The following is a 23087-nucleotide window of genomic DNA, read 5'->3' as shown; positions in this document are numbered from 1 at the left end:
GGCTTAAGCGCGCAGCATGTCGCCCGCGATCCAGTCCAGCACTGGCGGGCGATGCGGCTGCCAGCCCAGTTGCGTGCGCGCCCGTTGGCCGCGCACGCGGCTGTTGGAGCCCAGGCCATACGAGGCCATTTCGTAGCCCCATTCTTCCTTGGCCAGCTCCAGCTGCCAGTCCTGCGGCGCGCCCAGGTGCAGCGCGCGGGCGATTGCAGTGCTCATGTCGCGGAACGAAGCCTCGCCGCTTTCGACGAAGTAGAACGCGCCCGCTTCGGTCTTCTCTAACGCCAGCAGATACAGGTCGACCACGTCGTCGATGTGGACGTTGGACCAGATATTCAGACCGCGTCCCACATGGCGCACGATGCCGCTCTTGCGGGCCTGCTTGAGCAGGCGTGGCAGCTGCACGCTGTCGCGCGGCAGCGCGCCGTGACCGTAGATCAGCGTATTGCACAGCACCGCCGAGCGCACGCCCTTGCCGGCGGCGGCCAGCACCAGGTCGTCGATGGCGACGCGGGCGGCCTTGTCGGCGGTGGGGGCGGGGAGTTGGTCTTCGAAGTAGATGCGTTCCGTGCCTTCGCCGCCGGAGGCGTCGCCGACGATGCTGGAACCGCTGGTGTGCAGGAATACCTTGCCGGAGCCGGCCAGCGCGTCGATAAAGGCGACGACGGCGGCGCGGTTGTCGCTGCTGGCGGCGTTGATGACGGCGTCGGCCGCCTGCGCCTGGGCGATCAGCAGATCGCGGTCGTTCAAGGTGCCGACCACGCCGGTCACGCCGATTTTGGCCAGCTCCTCCAGCTGTTCCGGCTTGCGCACCAGACCTGTTACCTGATGGCCTGCGCGGACCAGGCCCGCCGCGATCGAACCGCCGATGAAGCCTGCTGCGCCGGTGACGAATACTTTCATACTTTGCTCACTCAATTAGTTCGAGAAGCACACAGTATGAGGATGAACGCCGCGCGCAAACAGCCCGCGCGACGCAAAGCACTCTTGATTCTTGGTCAAATATTAAGCTTGAACCTTGCGCTGCTTGCGCTTGGCGACCACGCCCAGCAGGGCCAGTCCATCCAGCAGCATGGCGTAGGTGTCCGCATCCGGCACTGGCGCGGCGGCCACGGCGAAGGACAGGTTGTCGGCGTAGCCGTCGTTGTAGGAGCCGGCTTCGCGGGCCATGCTCAGCGTGATGCTAACGGTGGACGCACCGACCGGGATGTAGCCTTGCTTGTCGCGCAGCAGCAAACCGGTCTGGTTGCCACGCTCGCTACTGGAGCCGGTTGCACCATCGCGGTGCAGAAGACGCGCTTTGGTGCGAAAAATGTCCTTACGGCGGATATAGCGCGTGATTCAGCTGGCATGACGCTTGCATTACGTCAGGCATGCCCGATACCACCGCATCCAGAGAACTCGCCGCTAGCCACAGTGCATGGCGGGCCAGCCTCGCCCTCGGCTTTGCCGACGACGGCGGCACCACGCGGCTGTTCGACAATCGCCACTACGGCCCGCTGCGCGTGCAGAAGGCGCTGTACCCGGAAGACGCCAGGGTGTGCCACGCCATCGTGGTCCATCCACCGGGCGGCGTGGTGGGAGGTGACCAGTTATCGATCGAAGTGGGCGTCGGCGCGCAGGCGCATGCCTTCCTCACCACGCCAGGCGCCGCCAAGTGGTACAAGGCCAATGGCAAGGTGTCGCGCCAGAGCGTGCGCCTGAGCGTGGGCGCGGGCGCCGCACTCGAATGGCTGCCACAAGAAACCATCTTTTTTGATACCGCTAACGTGGTGCTGGAGCAGCACGTCGACCTGGCCGCCGGCGCCACCTACATCGGCTGCGAGATCCTGTGCATGGGCCGGCGCGGCTCCGGCGAAACCTTCAACACCGGCACCGTCACCCAGCGCAGCAGCATCCGCCGCGACGGTCGGCTGATCTGGTGGGAGCAGGGCGCGATGCTGGGCGGTCGGCTCGACAGTCCGCTGGCGCTGAACGGCAAGACCGTCTGCGCCACGCTGATCGCCGCCGGCAAGCCGCTCAACGCCGCCGTGCTGTCCGAGATCCGCGCTGACATTTCTGGCGATGGCGAGCACGTATTCGGCGTCACCCAAACCAAGGGCGTGCTGGTCGCGCGCCACCTGGGCGACGACAGCGAAACCGCGCGCCGCCTGATGCTCACCGTCTGGCGCCGCTTGCGCCCGTACCTGCTGGACCGCGCGGCCGTTACGCCGCGCATCTGGCAAACCTGAAGGTAAACCTGAGAAACACCATGGACCTGACACCAAGAGAAAAAGACAAGCTGCTGATTTTCACCGCCGGCATCGTGGCGGAACGCCGCCTCGCGCGCGGCCTGAAGCTGAACTATCCGGAAGCGGTGGCGCTGATCACCTGCGCCATCATGGAAGGTGCGCGCGACGGCAAGACCGTGGCGCAGCTGATGTCCGATGGTACCCGCATTCTGACCCGCGCGGACGTGATGGAAGGCATACCCGAAATGATCCCCGACATCCAGGTCGAAGCCACGTTCCCAGACGGGAGCAAGCTGGTGACCGTCCACAACCCCATCCCCTAAAGGAGGTCATCATGATCCCAGGCGAATACATACTCGAAGAGGGCGAGATCGGCCTCAATGAAGGCCGCGCCACCGCGACCGTGGTGGTGACCAACCAGGGCGACCGGCCGGTGCAGGTTGGCTCACATTTCCATTTTTTTGAAGTCAACACGGTGCTCAAGTTCGAGCGCTGGCAGGCCTACGGCATGCGCCTGAATATCGCCGCCGGCACCGCCGTGCGCTTCGAACCGGGCCAGCAGCGCACGGTGGAACTGGTGAAGCTGGGCGGCGATCAAAAGGTCTACGGCTTCAATGGCAAAGTCATGGGCAAGCTCGATCCCAATCCACCGAAGGGCTGACATGGCTACAATCTCGCGCCGCGCCTACTCGGAAATGTTCGGCCCCACCAAGGGGGACCGCATCCGCCTGGCTGACACCGAACTGTTTATCGAAATCGAACACGATTACGCCACCTACGGCGAAGAAGTCAAATTTGGCGGCGGCAAAGTGATCCGCGACGGCATGGGCCAGTCGCAGCGCGTGGCCGCCGAGGTGATGGACACGGTGATCACCAACGCGGTGATCGTCGACCACTGGGGCATCGTCAAGGCCGACATCGGCCTGAAAAGCGGCATGATCGCCGCCATCGGCAAGGCCGGTAATCCGGACATCCAGCCGAATGTGACGATGGCCATCGGCGGCGCCACCGAGATCATCGCCGGCGAAGGCATGATCGTCACCGCCGGTGGGGTCGACACGCACATCCACTTCATCTGCCCGCAGCAGATCGAAGAGGCGCTGATGAGCGGCGTGACCACCATGATAGGCGGCGGCACCGGGCCCTCGGCCGGCACCTCGGCCACCACCTGCACGCCGGGGCCGTGGCACCTGCACGCGATGCTGGGCGCGGCCGACGCCTTCCCGATGAACCTGGGCTTTCTGGGCAAGGGCAATGTGTCGCTGCCGGAGCCGCTGGAGGAGCAGGTGCGCGCCGGCGCCATCGGCCTGAAGCTGCACGAGGACTGGGGCAGCACGCCGGCCGCCATCGACAACTGCCTGTCCGTGGCCGACCGCATGGACGTGCAGGTCGCCATCCACAGCGATACCCTCAACGAAGGCGGCTACCTGGCCGACACGCTGGCCGCGTTCAAGGACCGCACCATCCACACCTTCCACACCGAAGGCGCGGGCGGCGGCCATGCGCCGGACATCATCGCGGCGGTGGGCGAATCGAACGTGCTGCCGTCGTCGACCAATCCGACCCGCCCGTTCACCGTCAACACGCTCGACGAACACCTGGACATGCTGATGGTGTGCCATCACCTCGACGCCGCCATCGCCGAGGACGTGGCCTTCGCCGAATCGCGCATCCGCCGCGAGACCATCGCGGCCGAGGACATCCTGCACGACATCGGCGCGATCTCGATGATGTCGTCCGATTCGCAGGCCATGGGCCGGGTCGGCGAAGTGGTGATGCGCACCTGGCAGACCGCGCACAAGATGAAGGTGCAGCGCGGGCCGCTGGCGCCGGATTCCTCGCGCAACGATAACTTCCGCGTCAAGCGCTACATCGCCAAGTACACGATCAACCCGGCCATCACGCATGGCATCGCGCATGCCGTGGGCTCGCTGGAGGTGGGCAAGATCGCCGATCTGGTGCTGTGGAAGCCGGCCTTCTTCGGCGTCAAGCCGCAGACGATTCTGAAGGGCGGCATGATCGCCGCCGCGCAGATGGGCGATCCCAACGCCTCGATCCCGACGCCGCAGCCGGTGCACTACCGGATGATGTTCGGCGCCTTCGGCGGCGGCTTGAAGAAGTCGTTCACCTTTGTTTCGCAGGCGGCGTTTGACGCCGGCATCGGCGACCAGCTCAAGTTGAACAAGACGCTGATCGTCGCCAGGAATATGCGCGCGCTGCGCAAGTCCGACATGATCCACAACGGCGCCACGCCGAAGATGAGTGTCGATCCCGAAACCTATGAAGTGCGCGCCGATGGCGAGTTGCTGGTCTGCGAAGCCGCGGCTACGCTGCCGATGGCGCAGCGCTACTTCTTATTCTGAGCAACCATGCTGACACTGCACACTAAAATTCCGAGCGCCGACATCATCGCCGCGCAGCTGGTGCTGCCTTATGAACTGCGCGAGAAGTGCCGCTTGCGGGCCACGCTCGATACCGGCGAGGACGTCGCCGTGTTCACGGTACGCGGCACCGTGCTGCGCGACGGCGACCTGCTGACCGGCGAGGACAAGCGCGTGATCAAGGTGGTGGCCGCGCTGGAGCCGACCTACAAAATCACCTGCGCCGACGCGCACACTTTGCTGCGCTGCGCTTTCCACCTGGGGAACCGCCACACGCAGGCGCAGGTCGGCGATGGCTACCTGCGCATCCGCGCGGACGCGGTGCTGAAGGAGATGCTGGCCGGGCTGGGCGCGACGGTGGCGGAGGAGAAGGCCGCGTTCGAGCCGGAGTCCGGCGCGTATGGCGGCGGCCACGGACACCACCACGAAGGTCCGCTGGCGCCGATCCCGCTGCGCCAGAAGATCCACCGGCCCGGCGATCCGGCATGATGCAAGCCTCGGCGCTGCTCAATCTTCTGCAATTCGCCAGTCCGGCGCTGCCGATCGGCGCGTACAGCTATTCGCAGGGGCTGGAGGCGGCGCTGGAAACGGGCATCGTCCACAACGCCGACACCGCGCGCGCCTGGATACTGCGCCATCTGCACGAAGTGGTGGCGCAGTGGGAGGCGCCGGTGTGCTGGCGTCTGATGCAGGCCTGGTCGCGGCGCGACTGGCAGGCCGTATCGGAATGGAGCGAACGTTTCATCGCCTCGCGCGACAGCGCCGAGTTCCGCGCCGAGACCATCCAGATGGGCTATTCGCTGACCAAGCTGGTGGCGGAACTGGGCTTCGTCGACGCCGGGATGCTGGCGCAGCTGCAAGGCCAGGCGGAAGTCGCGTTGCCGACCGCCTTCGCCTGCGCCGTCGCCGCGCTCGACATCCCGCACGACGCCGCACTGCTGGCGATGCTGTTCGCGTGGGCCGAGAACCAGGTGCTGGTGTGCGTCAAATCCGTGCCGCTGGGGCAGGTGGCGGGGCAGCGCATCTTGCTGTCGCTGCGGGCCGACATCGAAGCGGCCGCGCGCCACGCGCAAACCGTCGCCGACGACGACATGAGCAACTGGGCGCCCGGCCTGTCGCTGCTGTCGATGCAGCACGAAGTGCAGTACAGCCGTTTATACCGATCTTAAAGAGAGAACCATCATGACACCAACTTCGACCCCCCTGCGCGTCGGCATCGGCGGCCCGGTCGGCTCCGGCAAGACCGCCTTGTGCGAGATGCTGTGCAAAGGCATGCGCGATCATTTCGACATGGCCGTCATCACCAACGACATCTACACCAAGGAAGACATGGAGATCCTGCTGCGCGCCGGCGCGCTGCCGGCCGAGCGCCTGATGGGCGTGGAGACCGGAGGCTGTCCGCACACGGCGATCCGCGAGGACGCGTCGATCAACCTCGAAGCCATCGCCCGCATGCAGGCCGACTTTCCGAATCTTGATCTGATACTGGTTGAATCGGGCGGCGACAACCTGGCCGCCACCTTCAGTCCGGAGCTGTCGGACCTGACCATCTATGTGATCGATGTGGCGGGCGGCGAGAAGATCCCGCGCAAGGGCGGCCCCGGCATCACCCGTTCCGATCTGCTGATCATCAACAAGACCGACCTGGCGCCGCACGTCGGCGCCGACCTTGATGTGATGGCGCGCGACGCCAGGCAGCAGCGCGGTGCGCGGCCGTTCGTGTTCACCAATCTGCGCAGCGGCGACGGCGTGGCCGCCGTCATCGATTTCATCCGCGAGCAAGGCTTGCTCGGTCAATCCCCACACTTTGCAAAGGAACTCCAATGAAGAACCAACGCATCGCGGCGGCAGCCGTGCTGGCACTGGCCTGCGCGGCAGCAGCGGCCCACCCGCAAACGGGTGGCGCGCACGCGCACGGCTTCTTCGACGGTTTCGTCCATCCGTTCACCGGTCTCGATCACCTGCTGGCGATGCTGGCGGTGGGGATCTGGAGCGCGCGCCAGGCCAACGCTCGGTGGTTGCCGGCGACCTTCCTCGGCATGATGCTGTTCGGCGTGCTGACCGGCGTGGCCGGCCTGGCGATACCCGGACTGGAAACCGGCATCGCGTTGACGGTGGCCTTGATGGGCATGCTGATCGCGGTGGCGGCGCGCTTGCCGGCGGCGCTGGGCGGTTTGATGGTCGGCGCCTTCGCGCTCCTGCACGGCAACGCGCACGGCCATGAACTGCCGGAGGCGGCCAGCACCATGGGCTTGCTGGCGGCCAGCGCGCTGCTGGTCTACGGGGGAAGGATGCTGGGCCGCGTCAGCCCGGCGCTGGCGCTGAAGCTTGCCGGCGCCGCGATCGCCGCCACCGGCGTGATGCTGGTGGCGACGGCTTAAGACTAGTCGCGCGTTTCGGTGCGGCGTTCCTGCAGCACGATGGGCGCCGCGTTGGCGGGATACAGGCCCTGGTGGCCGTCGAAGCCGGCGCGGATGGCGGCCATGTCGGACTCCTGGTCGCCGGTCAGGACCACATGGTCGACCAGGCCCAGCGTCTTGTTCGGATAATCGATATACACCAGCACCAGCGGCACCTTGGCCTCCAGCGCCAGATGGTAGAAGCCGCTCTTCCAGTTGGGGCGATGGCCGCGCGTGCCTTCCGGCGTGATGCCGACCCAGTACCAGTCGGCCGCGTTCATGCGCTGCGCCTGCAGTTTGATGGTGCCGCTCGGCGTGCCGCGTTCGACCGGCTCGCCGCCCATCGCGCGGAACCATTTGCCCAGCACCGGCAACTTGAACAGGGAATCCTTGGCCAGCCAGCGGAACGGCAGGTTCAGTGCCCACTTGCCGAACAGGCCGATCATGAAATCCCAGTTGGACGTATGGGGATAGATCACGCAGATGCCGCGCGGGCCGGGCAGCGGGCAAAACAGCATGCGCCAGCCGAACAGGCCCAGCATGCGCAAGGCCGTGCGCTGGCCCCAGCTCGGCAGGTCCGCCGGCTTCAGTTGAAAATCGCTCATATACTTGATCCCGTCGTTATTTTTAACTTATTTTCACTATTGACAGGCTGGCATATCCCTCGTCAAAAAAACCGCGCAGGCATTCTATCCGGACGCCGGGGGCGCGGCAAGCTACTTGTGCTTGCTGAAATTGAAAGATTGAACCTTTCCCACGCCTTGCCGTCCAACGGTGATGACGAAAAAAACCATACTCTGCCTGGCACTCGGGAGTCCCGCCTTACCGGACCCGCTCAACGCCGCAGTAGAGGGATGGGAAGTATACAGTGCGGTGACGCTGGCCGAAGCGCGCCGCCAGTTGCAGGCGCGTCACATGCAGGTGGGCGTGTTGCTGGTGGAGGCGCATGACGAGCAGTCGTGCGCCGCGATGGATGGCTTCCTGCATGAACATTGGGATGTGCACTGGGTGGCGGTGCTGCACGCGCCGGCGCTGGAATCGCCGGCCTGGCGCCAGCTGGTGCACGATCACTGCGGCGACTTTCACACCTGGCCGCTGGATGCCCAGCGGCTGCGGCACACGCTGGGCCACGCGCACGGCCTGGCCGCGCTGCGCCATCCGCAGCCGGGGTGCCGCGCCGCCCAGCCGGAGCCTGCGCTGACGGGGCAATCGGCCGCCATCGCCAGGCTGCGGCGGCAGATCGTCAAGGTGGCGGGCGCCAGCGCGCCGGTGCTGATCGCGGGCGAAAGCGGCAGCGGCAAGGAGCTCGCGGCGCAGGCCGTGCACGCGCATTCGCCGCGGCGCGACGGCCCATTCGTCCCCATCAATTGCGGCGCCATCCCCGCCGCGCTGATCCAGTCCGAACTGTTCGGCTACGAGCGCGGCGCCTTTACCGGCGCGGCGCGCGAGAAGCGCGGGCTGATCGAGACGGCCCAGGGCGGCTCCATTTTTCTCGACGAGATCGGCGACCTGCCGATGGAGCTGCAGGCCAACCTGCTGCGCTTCCTGCAGGAGAAGACCATCTACCGCCTGGGTTCCACCCGCAGCATCGCGGTCGATGTGCGGGTGATCGCCGCCTCGCACGTCAACCTGGCGCAGGCGGTGGCGCGCGGCGCCTTCCGCGAGGATCTGTACTACCGGCTCAACGTGCTGGCGCTGGATGTGCCGCCGCTGCGCGAGCGGCGCGAGGATCTGCTGCCGCTGGCCGAACAGTTTTTCCACACCTATGCCAGCGAGCGGGCGCCGCGCGTCAAGGGCTTCAGCGTGCGCGCGGCGCAGGCGATCCGCGACCACGACTGGCCGGGCAATGTGCGCGAGCTGCTCAACCGCGTGCGGCGGGCGATGGTGATGGCCGAGGGACGGCTGATCCAGCCGCACGACCTCGGCCTGAGCGCGGCGCCGGCGCCGCACGTCGCCGCGCCGCTGGACGACGCCCGCATCCGCGCCGAGCGCGACGCCATCGACGCCAGCCTGCAACGGGCCGGCCGCAACATCACGCTGGCGGCGCGCGATCTCGGCGTCTCGCGCATGACGCTGTATCGCCTGCTGGCCAAGCACGGCATGGTGGCGCCGTCTCATGGTTGTTACACCGCCGCGCCGCCGCCGAAATAGGATCTGGTGCTGGGGCGCGCGGTCCGGCGCTGCCGCCGCGTTGTCACATCGGTGTGACGCGTAGCGCCGGACAGTGCGCGCCAGCGTAGGCAGTTTGTCGGCAGTGGCGTTGAATTGTCCCGTGAATTCAACAGTTTGCGCGCGTGGCGCCGGTGCTGGCATCAAGTTTGCGAAAGAGGGGAGGGCTGGGAGATCGGTCCCCTGGCATCCATTCGATCAACCGTACAACCTGTTAGGTAGGGAGCAGCTATGAAGAAAACTATGATCAGCGCGGCCATCGCGCTGGCGTTTGGCGCAAGTGCAGCGTTTGCGCAAACCACCACGCCACCGACGACGGCGACCACGCAATCGGGCGCCGGAGCGCATGCGAACGACAACGCTTTGGCGGTCCAGGACAGCAGCAACAAGAACAACAATAACAACAGCACCGGCGGCGCGACCGCCACCCAGATCGGCGCCGCGGCGGCCAATAACGGCGCCACGGCCAGCTCCGCGCTCACCAACGCGTACAACCAATCGTCGGCCACCGCCACCAGCACCCTGACCGGCACCGTCAGCAACAATACCGTGCATGACATCGGCAACAACGCCAGCAACAGCGCCGGCAGCACTGGCGGCGCCGGCGGCGCCGGCACGGGCGGTGCAGCCACGGGCGGGGCGGCGGCGGGCACCGGCGGCCTGGGCGGAAACAGCGCCGGCGGCAATGGCGCGGCAGGTGGCTTGGGCGGCAACGCCACGAACGGTAGCGCCACCAATAGCGCGCCCTCGGTGGGCGCCGTCAGCGGCGGCGCCGGCGGTGCGGGTGGCGCGGCCAGTGCTGCGACCAGCGGCGCCGGTGGTGCGGGTGGCGCCGGTGGCGCCGGTGGCGCAGGCGGACGCGGCGAGGCTGCGACGGGCGGTGCCGGCGGCCTCGGCGGCGCCAGCGGCGCGGCGACGGGCGGCGCCGGCGGCAGCAATGGCGGTTCGACCGGCGGCAACGGCGGCCTGAGCGGCGCGGCCACCGGCAGCAATGGCGGCAACGGCGGCAATACCGGCAACGCCGGCAATGCCACCGGCGGCGCCGGCGGCTTGACGGGTGCGGGCGGCGCCGGCGCCGCGGGCGGTACGGCCGGCAGCGGTTCGGGCGCGGCCCATACCACCGGCACCGGCGGCGGCGCCAGCACCGGGTCGGCGTCGTCGGCCAACAACACTGGCGTGCCGAGCGGGACCGAAACCACGGCCACGCCGCCGCCCAGCCAGACCTCCACCGGCAGCAGCGGCGCAGGCACGGGCGGGGCCGGCACCTCGGGCAATGCCACCAGCAGCACCGGCACCGCCACCGGCGGCGCAGGGGGCGCCGGTGCGGCGGGCGGCGCCAGCGGGGCTGGCGCGTCCGGCACCGGCGGCAGCAACACGGCCGGCAATGGCGCGGCGGGCGGCGCCGCCACCAGCGGCGCGGGCGGCGCGGGCGCGGGCGTGACGCAAACCGGCGGCGCCGGAGCGAGCGCCACCACCGGCGGCGGCGGCACGGGCGGCGCCGGTGGCGCGGCCACCAGCACCGGTGCGGCGGGCGGCGCAGGTGCGGCCGGCGGCAACGGCGGCAACAGCGGCGCGGCCAGCAACACCGGCGGCAATGGCGCGGCCGGCGGCGCGGCCACCGGCGGCACGGCCAGCAACGGCAATCCCACCAACGGTAGTTCGACCGGCGGCGCCGGCGGCGCCGGCGGTGCGGGTGGCGGCGGCAACACCGGCGGCGCCGGCGGCGGTGGCGGCACCATCACCGCCGGCGCGGCGACCGGTGGCGCCGGCTCGGGTGCCGCGGGCGGCGCCGGTGGCGACGTCTCGGTCAATGCGGGGACGTTCAATATGTCCAACACCATGAGCAATGTCGGCCAGTCGGCGGCCGGCATCATGGTCACGGCGCAGAACAGCGGCATCTCGTCACTGGTGCAGCAGAGCGTCAACGTCCAGGCCAACCTGGCGGTCGGCAAGTAACGGCGGGCGGGATGCGGGCGCGGCGGCAAGGCGCGCGCATCCCGCCATCTACAGGGAGTAGGGTATGCAGATACCAGTCATCAGTTTTTGTACCGCGCTGGCGCTGGCCGGGCAGGCGGCGGCGCCGGTGATCGCAGCGCTGGCCGAGCCGGTTGCGCAATCGCGGCCGGCGTTGCTGCCGGACGCCATCGTCATCACGGCGGCCGATCCCGCCGGCTTTGACGCTACGTCGGTGCCGGCCGCCAAGCTGGCCGGCAAGCGCGCGGGCGCCGATGCGGTCAACAACGATATGCAATTGAACGGTGCCGTCAACGGCAACACGGCGGTCAATGTCACCACCGGCGCCAACGCCATCAGCAGCGGCTCGTTCAGCAACGCTTCCGGCTTGCCGGTGGCGATACAGAACTCCGGCACCAATGTGCTGATCCAGAACGCCACCATCATCAACATCCAGATGAAATGAAAACACCAGCATGCATCATCGTACTGGCCGCCATCGCGTGCGGCCAGGCCGGCGCGGCGGACTTGCCCGGCGTCGGCGGCGGCAGCTATGCGCTGCGCGTCACCAGCCTGAAGGAGGCGCGCTTCCGCTCCACCGTGCGCCAGCAATTCGATTTCAGCTGCGGCTCGGCGGCGGTGGCGACGCTGCTCAGCTACCACTACGACACGCCCGTCAGCGAACGCCAGGTGTTCGACGCCATGTACGCGCACGGCGACCAGCAGAAGATCCAGCGCGAAGGCTTTTCGCTGCTGGACATGAAGCGCTACCTGGCCACGCTGGGCTTTATCGCCGACGGCTACCAGCAACCGCTGCACAAGCTGGCCGAGGCGGCATTTCCGGCCATCGTGCGCATCCGTGAAAACGGTTATGAACATTTCGTCGTCATCAAGGGCATGGACCAGGGCCGGGTGCTGCTGGGCGACCCGGCCGGCGGCACGCGGGCCGTGCGGCGCGCCGATTTCGAGGCGCTCTGGCAAGACCAGTTGCTGTTCGTGATACATAACTGGCCGGGCAAGCCGCACTTCAACCAGGCGTCGGAGTGGCGCGTGGCGCCGCGCGCGCCGCTGGGCGAGGGCATCAACCGCGCCAGTCTGACCGACGTCACCCTGCCCAAGAACGGCAGCGGCAATTACTGAGCGGAGGCGCGCATGCGCACTACCATCCTGAGCGTGCTGCTGGCCTGCGGGGCGGCGGCACACGCCAGCGACTTGCCGGACCCGACCGACGGCTGGACCGCCGTCGATGATGCGCGGCTGGAACAGACGCGCGGCGGCTACGACCTGGGCAACGGGCTGGTGGTCTCGCTAGGTGTCGAACGTTTGGTTTCGATCAATGGCAGTGTTGTAGCGAATAGTCGTTTTGCGATCGCCGATGTGACAAAGTTGAGCGCTGTGGAGGCACAGATGGCCAGCGAGGCGCTGGCCCATGTGGTGGTGCAGAACGGCGCCGGCAACGCGCTCGATCCGTTGCCGGCCACGGCGGGACTGGGCGCCTTGCTGATCCAGAACAGCATCAACGACCAGGCCATCCGCAGCCAGACCACCATCAGCACCAGCGTCAGCAATCTGGCGCTGCTCAAGGCCGTCAACTTTGAAACCCTGTTGCGCGATGCCCTGAGCGGTGCGGTGGGACCGAAATGAACACAACTCAGGAGGGCAGCGATGCGAGGTGCAAGATGGCAGGGCGGCGCGCTGGCGCTGTGGGCGTTGGCGGCGTGCGCGGCGGCGCAGGGGCAGGACGGCGCGGCGCAGCCGCCGGCGGTGGCGCCCTTGTTCGAGCAGCCCGGCGTGTTGACGCCGCGCGGCAAGCTGGTGCTGGAGCCGTCGATGCAGTTCGGCTATTCGTCGAGCAACCGGGTGGTGCTGGTCGGCTACACCATCATTCCAGCCTTGCTGATCGGCCTGGTCGATGTGCGCGAGGTCAAGCGCAATACCTTGACCGGCGCGGTCAGCCTGCGCTACGGCCTGAGCAATCGTGCCGAGCTGGAGTTGAAGCTGCCCTATGTCTACCGTTCCGACTCCACCGTCAGCCGCGAGATTTTCACCGGCACCGGCGTCGACCATGTGTTCGAGACCAGCGGCAAGGGCGTGGGCGACGCCGAGCTGGCGCTGCGCTACCAGCTCAACCAGGGCGCGCCGGACCGCCCGTACTATGTGGCCGGCCTGCGCGTCAAATCGCGCACCGGCACCGACCCCTTCAGCGTGATCACCGATTGCAGCAAGCGCTGCGTGGGCCCCAACGCCACCGGCACCGGCCTGCCGCTGGACCTGCCGACCGGCTCGGGCTTTTACGCGGTGCAGCCCAGCCTGACATGGCTGTACGCCAGCGATCCGGCCATCCTGTTCGGCAGCGTCAGCTACCTGTACAACTTCAAGCGCAGCAACGTCAACCGCAAGGTCTTGAACGGTGACTGGGAGCCGCTGGGCACGGTGGCGCCGGGCGACGTGGTGGGCTTTAATTTCGGCGTCGGCCTGGCGCTGAACGACAAGGCGCTGATCAGCTTTGGCTACGACCACAGCTCGATCGCGCGCACGCGGCAGAACGGCGTGCCGGTGCCGGGTTCGGTGCGCACCCAGCTGGGCACGTTGCTGATGGGCTTGTCGTTGCGGCTCAGCGACAAGCGCACCATCAACGTCTCGGTGGGCGCCGGGTTGACGCGCGACACGCCGGATGTGCAACTATCGTTCCGCATGCCGATGACCTTCTAGGCGCGTTAGCAACAAAGTTGATTTTGCGGTATCGTAGCGTCTCTTGATAGACAACATGACAGGGACGCCATGATCACGACCACCTTGACCCGATCCGCCGCCGTGCTGGCGGTGGCCGCCGCCTGTTCGATGGCGCAGGCCGCCGCGCCGATGGCCAAGTTCCAGGCGCCCGGCTTTTACCGGACCACGCTGGGCGAGTTCGAGGTCACCGTGCTCAACGACGGCAGCATCGACCTGCCGGTCGACCAGCTGCTCAAGCAGGCGCCGGCCAAGACCAATGCGGCGCTGGCCAGGTCGTTCCTGAAGAGTCCGGTGGAAACCTCGGTCAACGCCTTCCTGATCAACACCGGCAGCAAGCTGGTGCTGATCGACGCCGGCGCCGCCAGCCTGTTCGGCCCGACGGCCGGCAAGTTGCTGGCCAACTTCAAGGCCTCGGGTTACAAGCCGGAGCAGGTGGACGAGATCTACATCAGCCACATGCACGGCGACCACGTCGGCGGACTGGTGGCCAACGAACAGCGGGTGTTCCCGAACGCGGTGGTACGGGCCGGCAAGCTCGATGCGGACTACTATCTGAACCAGAGCAACCTGGACAAGGCGACCGGCGAAGAGAAGGAAGACTTCCAGGGCGCGATGATGTCGCTCAATCCCTACGTCAAGGCCGGCAAGTTCCAGCCCATCGTCGCCAACAGCGAGCTGGTGCCGGGCATCAAATCGTATTTCAACGGCGGACACACGCCGGGCCACATCACCTACGTGGTCGAGAGTGCGGGGCAGAAGCTGGTGTTGCTGGGGGATTTGCTGCACGTGCAGGCGGTGCAGTTTGAAAATCCTGGCGTCGGCGTCAATTTCGACAGCGACAGCAAGGTGGCCATCGCCGAGCGCAAGGAAGCGTTCGCGGCGGCGGCCAAGGGCGGCTACCTGATCGGCGCGTCGCACCTGTCGTTCCCCGCGCTGGGCCATGTGCGGACCAACGGCAAGGGCTACGACTTCGTGCCCGTCAACTACGCGCTGCCGCGCTAAAAGAGGGTCAAGTCTGACATTCGGACACGAGTTCAACCGTAGCAAAGGCGCTAAAGTTGAGTCCGTGTCCGATTGTCAGACCTGACCCTCGCGGTGTTACGCCAGCGCCGGGTAGTCGGTGTAGCCTTCTTCCGCCGGGGCGTAGAAGGTTTCGGCCTTCCACTCGTTCAGCGGGGCGTCCAGCTGCAGGCGGCGCGGCAGGTCCGGGTTGGCGATGAAGGCCTTGCCGAAGGCGATGGCATCGGCGGTGCCGGCGTCCAGCACTTGCAGCGCGGTCTGCTTGTCCATCTTTTCATTGGCGATGTAGACGCCACCGAATTCCTTCTTCAACAACGGTCCCAGGCTGTCCTCGCCCACGGCTTCGCGCGCGCAGATGAAGGCGATCTTGCGCTTGCCCAGCTCGCGCGCCACATAGCCGAAGGTGGCGGCCGGATTGGAATCGCCCATATCGTGCGCGTCGCGGCGCGGCGCCAGGTGCATGCCGACGCGGCCGGCGCCCCAGACGGCGATGCAGGCGTCGGTCACTTCCAGCATCAGGCGCGCGCGGTTCTCGATCGAACCGCCGTAGTTGTCGCTGCGCTGGTTGGTTTTGTCTTGCAGGAACTGGTCCAGCAGGTAGCCGTTGGCGCCGTGGATTTCCACGCCGTCAAAGCCGGCCTTCTTGGCGTTCTCCGCGCCCAGCTTGTAGGCCGCGACGATGCCGGCCAGCTCTTCGGTATCGAGCGCGCGCGGCACCGGATAGGCACGCTGCGGACGCAGCAGGCTGACGTGGCCGTCGGCGGCGATGGCGCTGGCCGACACCGGCGCGTCGCCGTTCAGGAAGCTCGGGTCCGACACGCGGCCCACATGCCACAACTGGGCGAAGATCACGCCGCCGGCTTGGTGCACGGCCTCGGTCACCAATTTCCAGCCCTCGACCTGCTCGTCCGACCACAGGCCCGGCGTGTCGGCGTAGCCCACGCCCTGCGGCGTGACGGCGGTCGCCTCGCTCAGGATCAGGCCGGCGCTGGCGCGCTGCACGTAGTACTTGGCCATCAGCGCGTTCGGCACGCGGGCGCCGCCGACGGCGCGGGCGCGGGTCAGCGGCGCCATGACGATGCGGTTTTTCAGGGTGAGGTCGCCGATGGTGAGCGGGTCGAAAAGATTTGCCATGATGAGTTTCCTATAAAGTCATTTGGTCGATGAAGGCCTGGATGGTCGCTTCGTCGCGTTTAAAATAATTCCATTGCCCCACGCGGTGCGACGTGATCAGGCCCGCCTTGAGCAGGGTGGCCAGATGCGCCGACACCGTCGATTGCGACAATGCACAACGCCGGTCGATGAGGCCGGCGCACACCCCCAGGCTCAGCGGATGCTGCTGCTCTGAGAAATACACCTCCGGCTGCTTCAGCCACGCCAGGATCTGGCGCCGCATCGGGCTGGCGAGGGCTTTGTGGATAGCGTCTATGTCCATTTGCATGTAACGATATATGGATCGTCTTTTTCCGATTTCAATATCGGCATCTTACGATATAAAAGAAAAACGTGCTGGCGGCCAAAAAATCATTTATGTTATGGGAACATTGTTCGAAGTTTAATGAGGGCCGTATGTCGAGTCATTACCTGGATGTGGCCATCGGGCTGTCCTATACTTTCCTGGCCGTGAGCCTGCTGTGCAGCGCCACCCGCGAAGCGATCGCCTCGCTGTTCCAGACCCGCGCCAAGGTGCTGCTGGACGGCGTGCTGACCATGTTGCACGAGCCGGCCGGCAAGTCGCGCCTGCGCGGCGCCATGCCGTCGATCAGGCGCTTCCTGCGTCTGGACGGCGGCTTCAACCTGGCCAAGCTGGGACCGCATTCGCTGTCGGCCGCCGTGATGACGCATCCCTTGATCACCGGGCTGGCGCAGCAGGGCCGCATGCCGTCCTACATCCCGTCGGCGATTTTCGCGCGGGCCTTTGTGTCGACCCTGACGGCCAAATACGGCAAGGGACAAACGGCGGCGCTGTTGCTGGCCAACGTGGGCAATGAGGGTTTGAGCCGCACCTTGCTGGCGCTGATGGGCGAGGGACCGGACGACCTGGCCGCGCTGGAAAGCGCGGTGCGCATCTGGTACGACACGGTGATGGACCGCATCACCGGCTGGTACAAGCGGCGTTCGCAGCTGGTGCTGTTTTGCGTCGGCCTGTTTTATGCGGGCGCGATGAACATCGATGCGCTGCAATTGAGCCAGCGCCTGTGGAGCGACAACGCGGCGGCGGCAACGCTGGCGCAGCAGGGCGCGGACGCCATCGCGGCCGGCCGCATGAAGCCGGTCGCGGCCGCACCAGCGGCCACGCCAATGAGCCAGATGGTCGAAGCGAAAAAAGACTGGCAAACGGTGCAGGCGCTGCCGATAGGCTGGCCGTCGCCGCGCTTTGCAGCGGCCTGCGGCCAAGGCGTGGGCGCCTTCATGGCGGCGCTGGCGTTCGCGCTGATGGGCTGGATCATCACGGCCTTCGCCTCGTCGCTGGGCGCGCCGTTCTGGTTCGACGGCATCGGCTGGCTGCTGGCCCTGCGCGGCAGCGGCGCCAAGCCGGCCACCGAGCCGGCGCCGGTGGTGGTCGAGACCATGGCCTTGCCGAGCCTGAACGGCGCCAAGCCCGCCGGCAGTTAGCCGGCGAAGTGCAGGGCCAGCGCGATCAGCGCAGGCAAGGTCTGGATCAGCAGGATCGAGCGCTTGACCGTGACGCCGCCCCATACACCGGCCACCGCCACGCAAGCCAGGCCGAACACCGTGAAGGCCGAGGCGATGGCCGGATTCGGATGCACAAAGCCGACCACCAGCGCCGCCACCAGGAAGCCGTTGTAGCAACCCTGGTTGGACATGGCCGGCTGCACGATGTCGGCCTTCTCCTGCGTCAGTCCGAACACGCGGCGGCCGCGCGATTGAAACAGCACCGTTTCCAACAGCACGATGTAGACATGTATCAGCGCCACCAGGCCGGTGACGATCTGCGCCAGTAATTGCATGGATGCTCCTCCTTGTTATTGATGAAGCATTATGGCCTGTGGCGGACGCGGCGGGAAGACACCAGCAGGGTTTGGCTGCCAATGCTATAGTTTCCGGCAATTTTGGAGACACTCGATGACCTGGATAATCCTCATCCTGGCCGGCCTGCTGGAAGTGGCGTGGGCGGTCGGACTCAAATACACCGACGGCTTCAGCAAGCCGCTGCCGACGGCATTGACGCTGGCCGCGATGGCCGGCAGCGTCGCCTTGCTGGGCCTGGCGCTGCGCACGCTGCCGCTGGGCACCGCCTACGCCATCTGGACCGGCATCGGCACCGTCGGCACCGTGATCTTTGGCATCGTCGTACTCAACGAGCCGGCCAGCGCGCTGCGCGTGGGCTGCATCGCCATGATCATCGGCGGCATCGTCGGCCTGAAGCTGTCGACCGTCTGATCAGAAGCCGGGATTGGCGCGCGTGAGGTAATACCATTCGCTGTTGGCGCCGGCCGCGGCGTCGGGGAACAGGATACGGCCGTCGAACTCGGCCAGCACCGCTGTGCCGTCGGCGCGCGTGCCGATCTGTTCGCCCTGCCGCACCGGATCGAAGCTGGACCAGGCGCTGCTGAAGCGGTCGTCGGCATGCTGCTTGTCGTAGACCGCGACCATGCTGAGCGCCTCCATCGCCTCGTCGGCGATCGGCGGCGGCGACGGCGCATCGATCAGGCCGAGGAAGGCGAGGGTGTTGACGATGGCGCGATAGCCGACCTCGGGTGCTTGCGGATCGGCATGCTGGCCGCATTCGAGCGTCAGCGCGTAGCCGCCGGTGCTGCGCATGTATTCGGTGGTGCCCATGCCGTAGCGCAGCACGGTTTCCAGCTGGCTATCGTCGCGCAGGCGGCGCTGCACGCCGGCGCCGTAGGTGCGCAGCCAGCCATCGACAAAGCGCCGCACGCCGAGCCGGCGCGCCAGCGCGCGCTCCTGCTGTTCGTGCTGGAACGGCTCCAGCGGACCGTCGTTGTTGCGTGGGCCGACCATGGCGAACGGTTCGCTGGCGGCGTTGAACGAGTGCAGGTCGAGCAGCACATCATGCTGCGCCAACAGCGGGCACAGCCAGTTGGCCACGCGGTCTTCGAAGTCTTGCGGATTCGGGTTGGGGAACAGGTTGCGGTTCAGGTTGCGCTCGCCGGAACGTTCGCCCTTGGCGTAGGCCAGCGGATTGGCAACCGGGACGAAGGTGACGCTGCCGTTGCGTATCGTCAGCTCGCCGCTGTCGAGTTGCTGCATCACGCGCGTGATGGCCTGGGTGCCGCAGGTCTCGTTGCCGTGCACGGCGCCGGTGACGATCAGCCGCGTGCCGGTGAGCTGGCCGCTATAGGTATGTGACTGGAACTGGAATTTTCCGTTGTGAGGCATGCTGCGCTCCGTCTGGACCGTTACAAGACCAGCAGTGGTCCATTGTCCCGCTGCCGGAGGCCACTGTGTCGATGGATTAGCTTTGAGGGTCGTTGTGGATTTGCGGATCGTGTGAAAACTCGATGCCTTCCTTGTCCTGGAATTTTAGAGTGATGTTTAAAGTCATCTTGATCGTGTTCAGATCGCTAAACGTCAACAGGCGGCCGTCGACGCTGACGACTTCTTTGCTCAGTTGTCCATTGTGCTCCGGCTTGACCGACATCCCCTTGAACACGATCGGGTAGCCATCGGTGCCGACGATCTGATAATTGATGACAGTATCGGCATTGAGGATCTGCGGTGCCGCCGGCTCAGTGACGACGTCATATTTATTTGGCACGCCGGCGCGCGGCTTAACCCAGACCATGATGTTTTGAAAAGTGATAGGCGGTACTAGCGTAGTCATGATGTTGCTTTCTTGGGTGGGTGGTTGGAAAGGTACTGCAGGTAAAACGGATCCCGGTAGCCGATAGCTTCAAGCTGTTTCTTGGCCGACGCGACTTCACTATGTGCGTTGAGGCAGGCGTGAGACTTGACCCAGGGCACCAAGAGATGGAAGTCGGTGCTGTGTTGGATCAGTGGTGCCACAATGTCCCTTGCGAGGTTGCAGTGGAGACGCGCAGCCGCGTCGTCTTGCCGTGCAAATTCGATGTCGGCCTTCAGCAGCAGGCTGTCGAGCAGATTGTTGCGTAGCACCTGATCTGCAGGAGCGCTCGCATAAATCGCTTGCAAGCGCTCCAGTGCCGGTTCCAACGTCAGGGCAGCTTGTTCGGCTTTTCCGTAGCGCAGTTCCAGTGAGGCCCGACGTTGGCTGGCGATGGCCGTCAGCATTTGTAAATTCACTTTTTTAGGTTCCAGGCGGCTTAGTTCCATCAGCTGGTCATGAAGTTTTTCCAACAGCGCAAACGCTTGCGATGGTGGCATGTCCTTGCCCGTCACGTCAAAGGTTTTCAATTCGGCGATATGCTGATCTCGCTGCCATGTACGATTGCTCGGATCCGCTGCGACCAAGGTCCTTAGTAACTCTTGGGCACTGCTCAGGTCAGCGCGAGTGGCTGCGATGTCGCCGACCGCCAGTTTCACCTCAGCTTGATGTAGCCATGCCGAGGCCAGCGTTTTCAGCCATAGCTTGTCGCCAGGGTTGGCGTCGCGTAGCGCTTGTAACAGTGCAAGTTCCCGTGCATACAGCGACTCTGCCTTGTTCAGTTGACCCAATTGAAGTTGGGAGCTCGCCAGCCATGACAGGCTGTCCGCCAGGTCGGCGGACAGCGCCTTGTCGCTTGGCGACTTTTCTCGTGCGCGGGTTTTTAACGCCACCGAAATCGTGAATTCCTTTGCCGCTCGCTGGACGTCGCTTCGTTGCAGCGCCAACGTGCCCAGACTGTTATGTGCGTAGGACTGCTCGATCCAACTGTCTGGATTGTCGGGCGCTGTCGCCGCCAGGTGGTCGCTGTACTCACGATACTCATCGAAGTATTGCTGTGCTTTACTCCACTCTTTACTGTCGAAATGTATTTGCCCTAACCAGAATGCATTTTCACCCAGGCTTTTGAGCAGGACGGTGTCGGCTGGCCTCGCTCGCAGTTGTTGATGGAGGATGTCGCGCGCCCCCAGCAATGCCGTGTTGGCGCCGATCGGGTCGGCGCGGGAGATTTTGACCTCGGAAATCAGTTGCAGTGACTTGGCACGCTGAGTCAGCGCCGCTTCGCTATTGTTGGCCTTGCTTTTGTCTGAAAGATAGCTGAGCGCGCGATTGCTGACACTGTCGAGTAAGTCCAGCTTACCCAGCGGACGCAATTTGTCAACGAACTCGCCGAGCATATAGCCCATCAAGTCTTCTGCTTCGGTGCGATGCAGTTCCGCCAGGGATTGGGCTTGACGGGCCATCAAGCCAAGTCCTCCGGCCAGCACGGTCAGCCCGATCAACGTGACCATGACAATCAGACGCAGCCGCTCACCACGCCGCTCGCTTTGCAGCGACGCCACAATGAAGCCATGCTCTTGCGGCGTCAGAATAAATCCGTCGGCTTTCACCAATTGCCTGGCCTGATTGGTCTGGGTGCCGGAGGGCAGCAGCATGTCGCGTGCGCGTCCGCTGTCCTGCCAGCGCCGCGCCTGCGCGTTGATGCGACTGCGCACTTGCAACGTCAGGCGATGTTCCTCGATCCACGCGACCACGCGCGGCCAGCGCCGCAGCAGCGCCTCGTGAGCGATGCCGAACGCCGGCGCACCGCCGTGCAGATCGCTGACAAACAAGTGCGCATCGACCAGCGCCTGCACCAGTCCGTGATCGGCCTCGTCGCGCAGTGCCGACCACGGCACGCGGCGCGAGGTGACCGTGGATTCATCCTCGGCCACCAGCACCAGTTGCGACAGCACATGCGGCAGCGCGGCGATCTGCGCGCTGCCCAGCGCCGAGATGACTTGCTCCGCGCGCGCGCCGATCGCGCCTTCCAGCCCGCCCAGCGCGTGGAAGCTGGCGTGGCTCAACTCGCCATCGGGACTGCGCAGCCGGTACAGCTCTTGCAGGCAGTATTGCAGCAGCGGCAGCGTGTCCGGGCCGGCCTTGGCGGCGTCGATCAGCACCTGGTCCAGCGCTTCGCCGCTGGCTGCGTCGACCGTGTAGCGCAGCTGCGCCACTTGCACCGGGTGGCGGATGATCTGGGCGATGTCGGCCGCGCCGGGCGGTGCCAGGTCGAAGTGGCCGCCGCGCAGCTTCATGCTCATCAGCGCCGGGTAGGCCGTCAGGTGAGGGTAGAAGTCGTTGCGGCAGGCCAGCACGAGCAGGATGCAGCCGGCACGCGCCAGCTGGTCGAGCACGTGGATAAAGTTCGTCCGCTCCTGCTCGCCGATATGCGGCAGGCGGAAGATGGCTTCGAAGCGGTCGATGAACAGCATCAGCCGGATCGATGGCAGCTGCGCTTGCAGCTGGGCGATCAGTCCCGGCAGGTCTTGCGCCATGCGCTGGGCCAGCGTCGCGGCGCTGGTGTTTTCAAACAGCAGGCGGCCGTCCAGCTCGGCGTCGAGCAGCACGCTGGCCAAGGTGTCGAGCAGGCCGCACTGGCCCATGTCGGCGCAGTCCAGTTGCAGATGGCTGGCGATCGCCAGGCCGGACTCGGCCGGCGCGGCGCCGGCCTTCAGCGCCGGGATCAGGCCGGCCTGCACCAGCGAGGTCTTGCCGGCGCCGGACGGCCCCAGCACCAGCACCATCGCGCAGGCGGCCTGCACCTGGCTGACCACCACCTGCACCAGTTGGTCGACGCCGAGCTTGCGGCCGAAGAAGATCGCGGCGTGCTGCTCCTCGAACGCTTCCAGGCCGCGGAACGGCGAGGCGTGCAGCCAGCTGCCGTTGCTGACGTCGTCGTCGTAGCTCAGTTCGGCCAGCAGGCGATAGCCGCGCTTGCGGATGGTTTCGATATAGCGCGGCTCGACCGCCGAATCGTCCAACGCCCGGCGCAGCTGGGTGATGATTTTGTGGATCGCATTGTCGCTGGGAGAGACGTCGCCCCAGCACGCATCAAGCAAGGTTTCGGCGGAGACCACCACATGCGGATGTTTGCACAGATGCAACAAAACATCCATGGCGCGTGGCTCCAGTTGGCGGTTCAGGTCGCCGCAACTGAGTGTATTGGTGGCGGGATCGACCCGCCACTGCCCGAAACGAAAGCTTTTGTGGTTCACACGGACCTTCTTTGTTCAGTAATAAAGGCTTTGTAATCAATGATTTGAGCTTCGGAAGGTTTTCGGAAGGCCAAATTTGGATGGAATGACTACAGTTGTTTCATATCTACATCTTTTGC

At 65.9% G+C, this 23087-nt stretch carries 26 protein-coding genes; 17 read left to right on the top strand and 9 right to left on the bottom strand.

Annotated features, from left to right (window positions below; translation table 11 throughout):
* Nucleotides 1–3: 3 nt before the first annotated feature.
* Together KVP70_RS16805 and KVP70_RS16800 are read right to left on the bottom strand one after the other, a co-directional pair.
* Complete coding sequence (locus tag KVP70_RS16805; protein WP_217943355.1) at nt 4–900, bottom strand: NAD-dependent epimerase/dehydratase family protein; 897 nt, start codon at nt 898–900, stop codon at nt 4–6.
* Nucleotides 901–1002: 102 nt separating this feature from the next.
* Nucleotides 1003–1233, bottom strand: a complete 231-nt coding sequence (locus KVP70_RS16800) for a hypothetical protein (RefSeq protein WP_229224869.1) — start codon at nt 1231–1233, stop codon at nt 1003–1005.
* Between the two features lie 137 nt (nt 1234–1370).
* Between KVP70_RS16800 and KVP70_RS16795 the strand changes: the two genes are divergently transcribed.
* Genes KVP70_RS16795 through KVP70_RS16760 form a run of 8 tightly spaced genes read left to right on the top strand, consistent with a single transcriptional unit; the run spans nt 1371 to nt 6990 of the window.
* On the top strand, nt 1371–2228 hold the full coding sequence (locus tag KVP70_RS16795; RefSeq protein WP_217943354.1) for an urease accessory protein UreD: 858 nt from the start codon (nt 1371–1373) through the stop codon (nt 2226–2228).
* A gap of 20 nt (nt 2229–2248) precedes the next feature.
* Nucleotides 2249–2551 carry an urease subunit gamma gene (locus KVP70_RS16790; protein ID WP_117010090.1) on the top strand — a complete coding sequence of 101 codons (303 nt, stop codon included), beginning with the start codon at nt 2249–2251 and terminating at the stop codon, nt 2549–2551.
* Nucleotides 2552–2562: 11 nt separating this feature from the next.
* Nucleotides 2563–2889, top strand: coding sequence for an urease subunit beta (locus KVP70_RS16785; RefSeq protein ID WP_217943353.1), 327 nt, complete (start codon nt 2563–2565; stop codon nt 2887–2889).
* A 1-nt stretch (nt 2890) separates the two neighbouring features.
* Complete coding sequence (gene ureC / locus KVP70_RS16780; protein ID WP_217943352.1) at nt 2891–4591, top strand: urease subunit alpha; 1701 nt, start codon at nt 2891–2893, stop codon at nt 4589–4591.
* Nucleotides 4592–4597: 6 nt separating this feature from the next.
* Nucleotides 4598–5098 (top strand): urease accessory protein UreE, encoded by a 501-nt coding sequence (gene ureE / locus KVP70_RS16775; RefSeq protein WP_217943351.1) that lies wholly within the window; start codon nt 4598–4600, stop codon nt 5096–5098.
* Nucleotides 5098–5778, top strand: coding sequence for an urease accessory protein UreF (locus tag KVP70_RS16770; protein ID WP_217943466.1), 681 nt, complete (start codon nt 5098–5100; stop codon nt 5776–5778). The genes ureE and KVP70_RS16770 overlap by 1 nt, the downstream gene beginning before the upstream one ends.
* 13 nt (nt 5779–5791) lie before the next feature.
* Nucleotides 5792–6436, top strand: a complete 645-nt coding sequence (ureG, locus tag KVP70_RS16765; RefSeq protein WP_229224868.1) for an urease accessory protein UreG — start codon at nt 5792–5794, stop codon at nt 6434–6436.
* Entirely contained in the window at nt 6433–6990 is a 558-nt protein-coding gene (locus KVP70_RS16760; RefSeq protein WP_217943350.1) for a HupE/UreJ family protein, read from the top strand. The genes ureG and KVP70_RS16760 overlap by 4 nt, the downstream gene beginning before the upstream one ends.
* A 2-nt stretch (nt 6991–6992) precedes the next feature.
* Here KVP70_RS16760 and KVP70_RS16755 read toward each other — a convergent pair whose 3' ends face one another.
* On the bottom strand, nt 6993–7613 hold the full coding sequence (locus KVP70_RS16755; protein WP_217943349.1) for a 1-acyl-sn-glycerol-3-phosphate acyltransferase: 621 nt from the start codon (nt 7611–7613) through the stop codon (nt 6993–6995).
* A 172-nt stretch (nt 7614–7785) separates the two neighbouring features.
* Here KVP70_RS16755 and KVP70_RS16750 point away from each other — a divergent pair, with 172 nt between their 5' ends.
* The 7 genes from KVP70_RS16750 to KVP70_RS16720 all read left to right on the top strand — a co-directional run bounded on the left by KVP70_RS16750 (nt 7786) and on the right by KVP70_RS16720 (nt 14865).
* On the top strand, nt 7786–9159 hold the full coding sequence (locus tag KVP70_RS16750; protein ID WP_217943348.1) for a sigma-54 dependent transcriptional regulator: 1374 nt from the start codon (nt 7786–7788) through the stop codon (nt 9157–9159).
* Nucleotides 9160–9408: 249 nt separating this feature from the next.
* Nucleotides 9409–11133 (top strand): hypothetical protein, encoded by a 1725-nt coding sequence (locus KVP70_RS16745; protein WP_217943347.1) that lies wholly within the window; start codon nt 9409–9411, stop codon nt 11131–11133.
* 64 nt (nt 11134–11197) lie between these two features.
* On the top strand, nt 11198–11596 hold the full coding sequence (locus tag KVP70_RS16740) for a hypothetical protein (RefSeq protein WP_217943346.1): 399 nt from the start codon (nt 11198–11200) through the stop codon (nt 11594–11596).
* Nucleotides 11593–12270 (top strand): C39 family peptidase, encoded by a 678-nt coding sequence (locus KVP70_RS16735; RefSeq protein WP_217943345.1) that lies wholly within the window; start codon nt 11593–11595, stop codon nt 12268–12270. Before KVP70_RS16740 ends, KVP70_RS16735 begins: the two co-directional genes overlap by 4 nt.
* A gap of 12 nt (nt 12271–12282) precedes the next feature.
* The gene (locus KVP70_RS16730; protein WP_217943344.1) at nt 12283–12774 is read left to right on the top strand and encodes a hypothetical protein; all 492 of its coding nucleotides are present in this window, start codon (nt 12283–12285) and stop codon (nt 12772–12774) included.
* A gap of 21 nt (nt 12775–12795) precedes the next feature.
* Nucleotides 12796–13842 (top strand): acetate kinase, encoded by a 1047-nt coding sequence (locus tag KVP70_RS16725; protein WP_217943343.1) that lies wholly within the window; start codon nt 12796–12798, stop codon nt 13840–13842.
* A gap of 69 nt (nt 13843–13911) precedes the next feature.
* Complete coding sequence (locus KVP70_RS16720; RefSeq protein ID WP_217943342.1) at nt 13912–14865, top strand: MBL fold metallo-hydrolase; 954 nt, start codon at nt 13912–13914, stop codon at nt 14863–14865.
* A 96-nt stretch (nt 14866–14961) separates the two neighbouring features.
* On the opposite strand, the gene KVP70_RS16715 is transcribed toward KVP70_RS16720, so the two are convergent.
* Both KVP70_RS16715 and KVP70_RS16710 read right to left on the bottom strand, forming a co-directional pair.
* Nucleotides 14962–16017 (bottom strand): alkene reductase, encoded by a 1056-nt coding sequence (locus KVP70_RS16715; protein WP_217943341.1) that lies wholly within the window; start codon nt 16015–16017, stop codon nt 14962–14964.
* 10 nt (nt 16018–16027) lie between these two features.
* Nucleotides 16028–16324: an ArsR/SmtB family transcription factor gene (locus KVP70_RS16710; protein ID WP_217943340.1), complete on the bottom strand. Its 297-nt coding sequence runs from the start codon at nt 16322–16324 to the stop codon at nt 16028–16030.
* A 128-nt stretch (nt 16325–16452) separates the two neighbouring features.
* Here KVP70_RS16710 and KVP70_RS16705 point away from each other — a divergent pair, with 128 nt between their 5' ends.
* The gene (locus KVP70_RS16705; protein ID WP_217943339.1) at nt 16453–17499 is read left to right on the top strand and encodes a hypothetical protein; all 1047 of its coding nucleotides are present in this window, start codon (nt 16453–16455) and stop codon (nt 17497–17499) included.
* Here KVP70_RS16705 and KVP70_RS16700 read toward each other — a convergent pair.
* Nucleotides 17496–17855: a DUF1304 domain-containing protein gene (locus KVP70_RS16700; protein WP_020706272.1), complete on the bottom strand. Its 360-nt coding sequence runs from the start codon at nt 17853–17855 to the stop codon at nt 17496–17498. The genes KVP70_RS16705 and KVP70_RS16700 overlap by 4 nt on opposite strands.
* Before the next feature lie 115 nt (nt 17856–17970).
* On the opposite strand from KVP70_RS16700, the gene sugE reads away from it, so the two are divergent.
* A complete protein-coding gene (gene sugE / locus KVP70_RS16695; protein WP_217943338.1) occupies nt 17971–18288 on the top strand; it encodes a quaternary ammonium compound efflux SMR transporter SugE in 318 nt (105 codons plus the stop codon).
* On the opposite strand, the gene KVP70_RS16690 is transcribed toward sugE, so the two are convergent.
* From KVP70_RS16690 to KVP70_RS16680, 3 genes are all read right to left on the bottom strand, one after another.
* The gene (locus KVP70_RS16690; protein WP_217943337.1) at nt 18289–19248 is read right to left on the bottom strand and encodes a M14 family metallopeptidase; all 960 of its coding nucleotides are present in this window, start codon (nt 19246–19248) and stop codon (nt 18289–18291) included. It abuts the gene before it with no gap.
* A gap of 76 nt (nt 19249–19324) precedes the next feature.
* Complete coding sequence (locus tag KVP70_RS16685; protein WP_217943336.1) at nt 19325–19693, bottom strand: DP-EP family protein; 369 nt, start codon at nt 19691–19693, stop codon at nt 19325–19327.
* Nucleotides 19690–22968, bottom strand: a complete 3279-nt coding sequence (locus KVP70_RS16680; RefSeq protein WP_217943335.1) for an nSTAND1 domain-containing NTPase — start codon at nt 22966–22968, stop codon at nt 19690–19692. The genes KVP70_RS16685 and KVP70_RS16680 overlap by 4 nt, the downstream gene beginning before the upstream one ends.
* Between the last annotated feature and the right edge of the window lie 119 nt (nt 22969–23087).

Source organism: Duganella violaceipulchra, from assembly GCF_019166075.1.
Lineage (GTDB): Bacteria > Pseudomonadota > Gammaproteobacteria > Burkholderiales > Burkholderiaceae_D > Rugamonas > Rugamonas violaceipulchra.
Note: the sequence above shows the minus strand (reverse complement) of the source record. Positions and strands in the feature narration are given on the sequence as shown.

Bases quoted from the DNA above. Each gene is read 5' to 3' on its own strand.
- KVP70_RS16805 (WP_217943355.1), bottom strand. From the start codon at position 900: ATGAAAGTATTCGTCACCGGCGCAGCAGGCTTCATCGGCGGTTCGATC.
- KVP70_RS16795 (WP_217943354.1), top strand. From the start codon at position 1,371: ATGCCCGATACCACCGCATCCAGAGAACTCGCCGCTAGCCACAGTGCA.
- KVP70_RS16790 (WP_117010090.1), top strand. From the start codon at position 2,249: ATGGACCTGACACCAAGAGAAAAAGACAAGCTGCTGATTTTCACCGCC.
- KVP70_RS16785 (WP_217943353.1), top strand. From the start codon at position 2,563: ATGATCCCAGGCGAATACATACTCGAAGAGGGCGAGATCGGCCTCAAT.
- ureC (WP_217943352.1), top strand. From the start codon at position 2,891: ATGGCTACAATCTCGCGCCGCGCCTACTCGGAAATGTTCGGCCCCACC.
- ureE (WP_217943351.1), top strand. From the start codon at position 4,598: ATGCTGACACTGCACACTAAAATTCCGAGCGCCGACATCATCGCCGCG.
- KVP70_RS16770 (WP_217943466.1), top strand. From the start codon at position 5,098: ATGCAAGCCTCGGCGCTGCTCAATCTTCTGCAATTCGCCAGTCCGGCG.
- ureG (WP_229224868.1), top strand. From the start codon at position 5,792: ATGACACCAACTTCGACCCCCCTGCGCGTCGGCATCGGCGGCCCGGTC.
- KVP70_RS16760 (WP_217943350.1), top strand. From the start codon at position 6,433: ATGAAGAACCAACGCATCGCGGCGGCAGCCGTGCTGGCACTGGCCTGC.
- KVP70_RS16755 (WP_217943349.1), bottom strand. From the start codon at position 7,613: ATGAGCGATTTTCAACTGAAGCCGGCGGACCTGCCGAGCTGGGGCCAG.
- KVP70_RS16750 (WP_217943348.1), top strand. From the start codon at position 7,786: ATGACGAAAAAAACCATACTCTGCCTGGCACTCGGGAGTCCCGCCTTA.
- KVP70_RS16745 (WP_217943347.1), top strand. From the start codon at position 9,409: ATGAAGAAAACTATGATCAGCGCGGCCATCGCGCTGGCGTTTGGCGCA.
- KVP70_RS16740 (WP_217943346.1), top strand. From the start codon at position 11,198: ATGCAGATACCAGTCATCAGTTTTTGTACCGCGCTGGCGCTGGCCGGG.
- KVP70_RS16735 (WP_217943345.1), top strand. From the start codon at position 11,593: ATGAAAACACCAGCATGCATCATCGTACTGGCCGCCATCGCGTGCGGC.
- KVP70_RS16730 (WP_217943344.1), top strand. From the start codon at position 12,283: ATGCGCACTACCATCCTGAGCGTGCTGCTGGCCTGCGGGGCGGCGGCA.
- KVP70_RS16725 (WP_217943343.1), top strand. From the start codon at position 12,796: ATGCGAGGTGCAAGATGGCAGGGCGGCGCGCTGGCGCTGTGGGCGTTG.
- KVP70_RS16720 (WP_217943342.1), top strand. From the start codon at position 13,912: ATGATCACGACCACCTTGACCCGATCCGCCGCCGTGCTGGCGGTGGCC.
- KVP70_RS16715 (WP_217943341.1), bottom strand. From the start codon at position 16,017: ATGGCAAATCTTTTCGACCCGCTCACCATCGGCGACCTCACCCTGAAA.
- KVP70_RS16710 (WP_217943340.1), bottom strand. From the start codon at position 16,324: ATGCAAATGGACATAGACGCTATCCACAAAGCCCTCGCCAGCCCGATG.
- KVP70_RS16705 (WP_217943339.1), top strand. From the start codon at position 16,453: ATGTCGAGTCATTACCTGGATGTGGCCATCGGGCTGTCCTATACTTTC.
- KVP70_RS16700 (WP_020706272.1), bottom strand. From the start codon at position 17,855: ATGCAATTACTGGCGCAGATCGTCACCGGCCTGGTGGCGCTGATACAT.
- sugE (WP_217943338.1), top strand. From the start codon at position 17,971: ATGACCTGGATAATCCTCATCCTGGCCGGCCTGCTGGAAGTGGCGTGG.
- KVP70_RS16690 (WP_217943337.1), bottom strand. From the start codon at position 19,248: ATGCCTCACAACGGAAAATTCCAGTTCCAGTCACATACCTATAGCGGC.
- KVP70_RS16685 (WP_217943336.1), bottom strand. From the start codon at position 19,693: ATGACTACGCTAGTACCGCCTATCACTTTTCAAAACATCATGGTCTGG.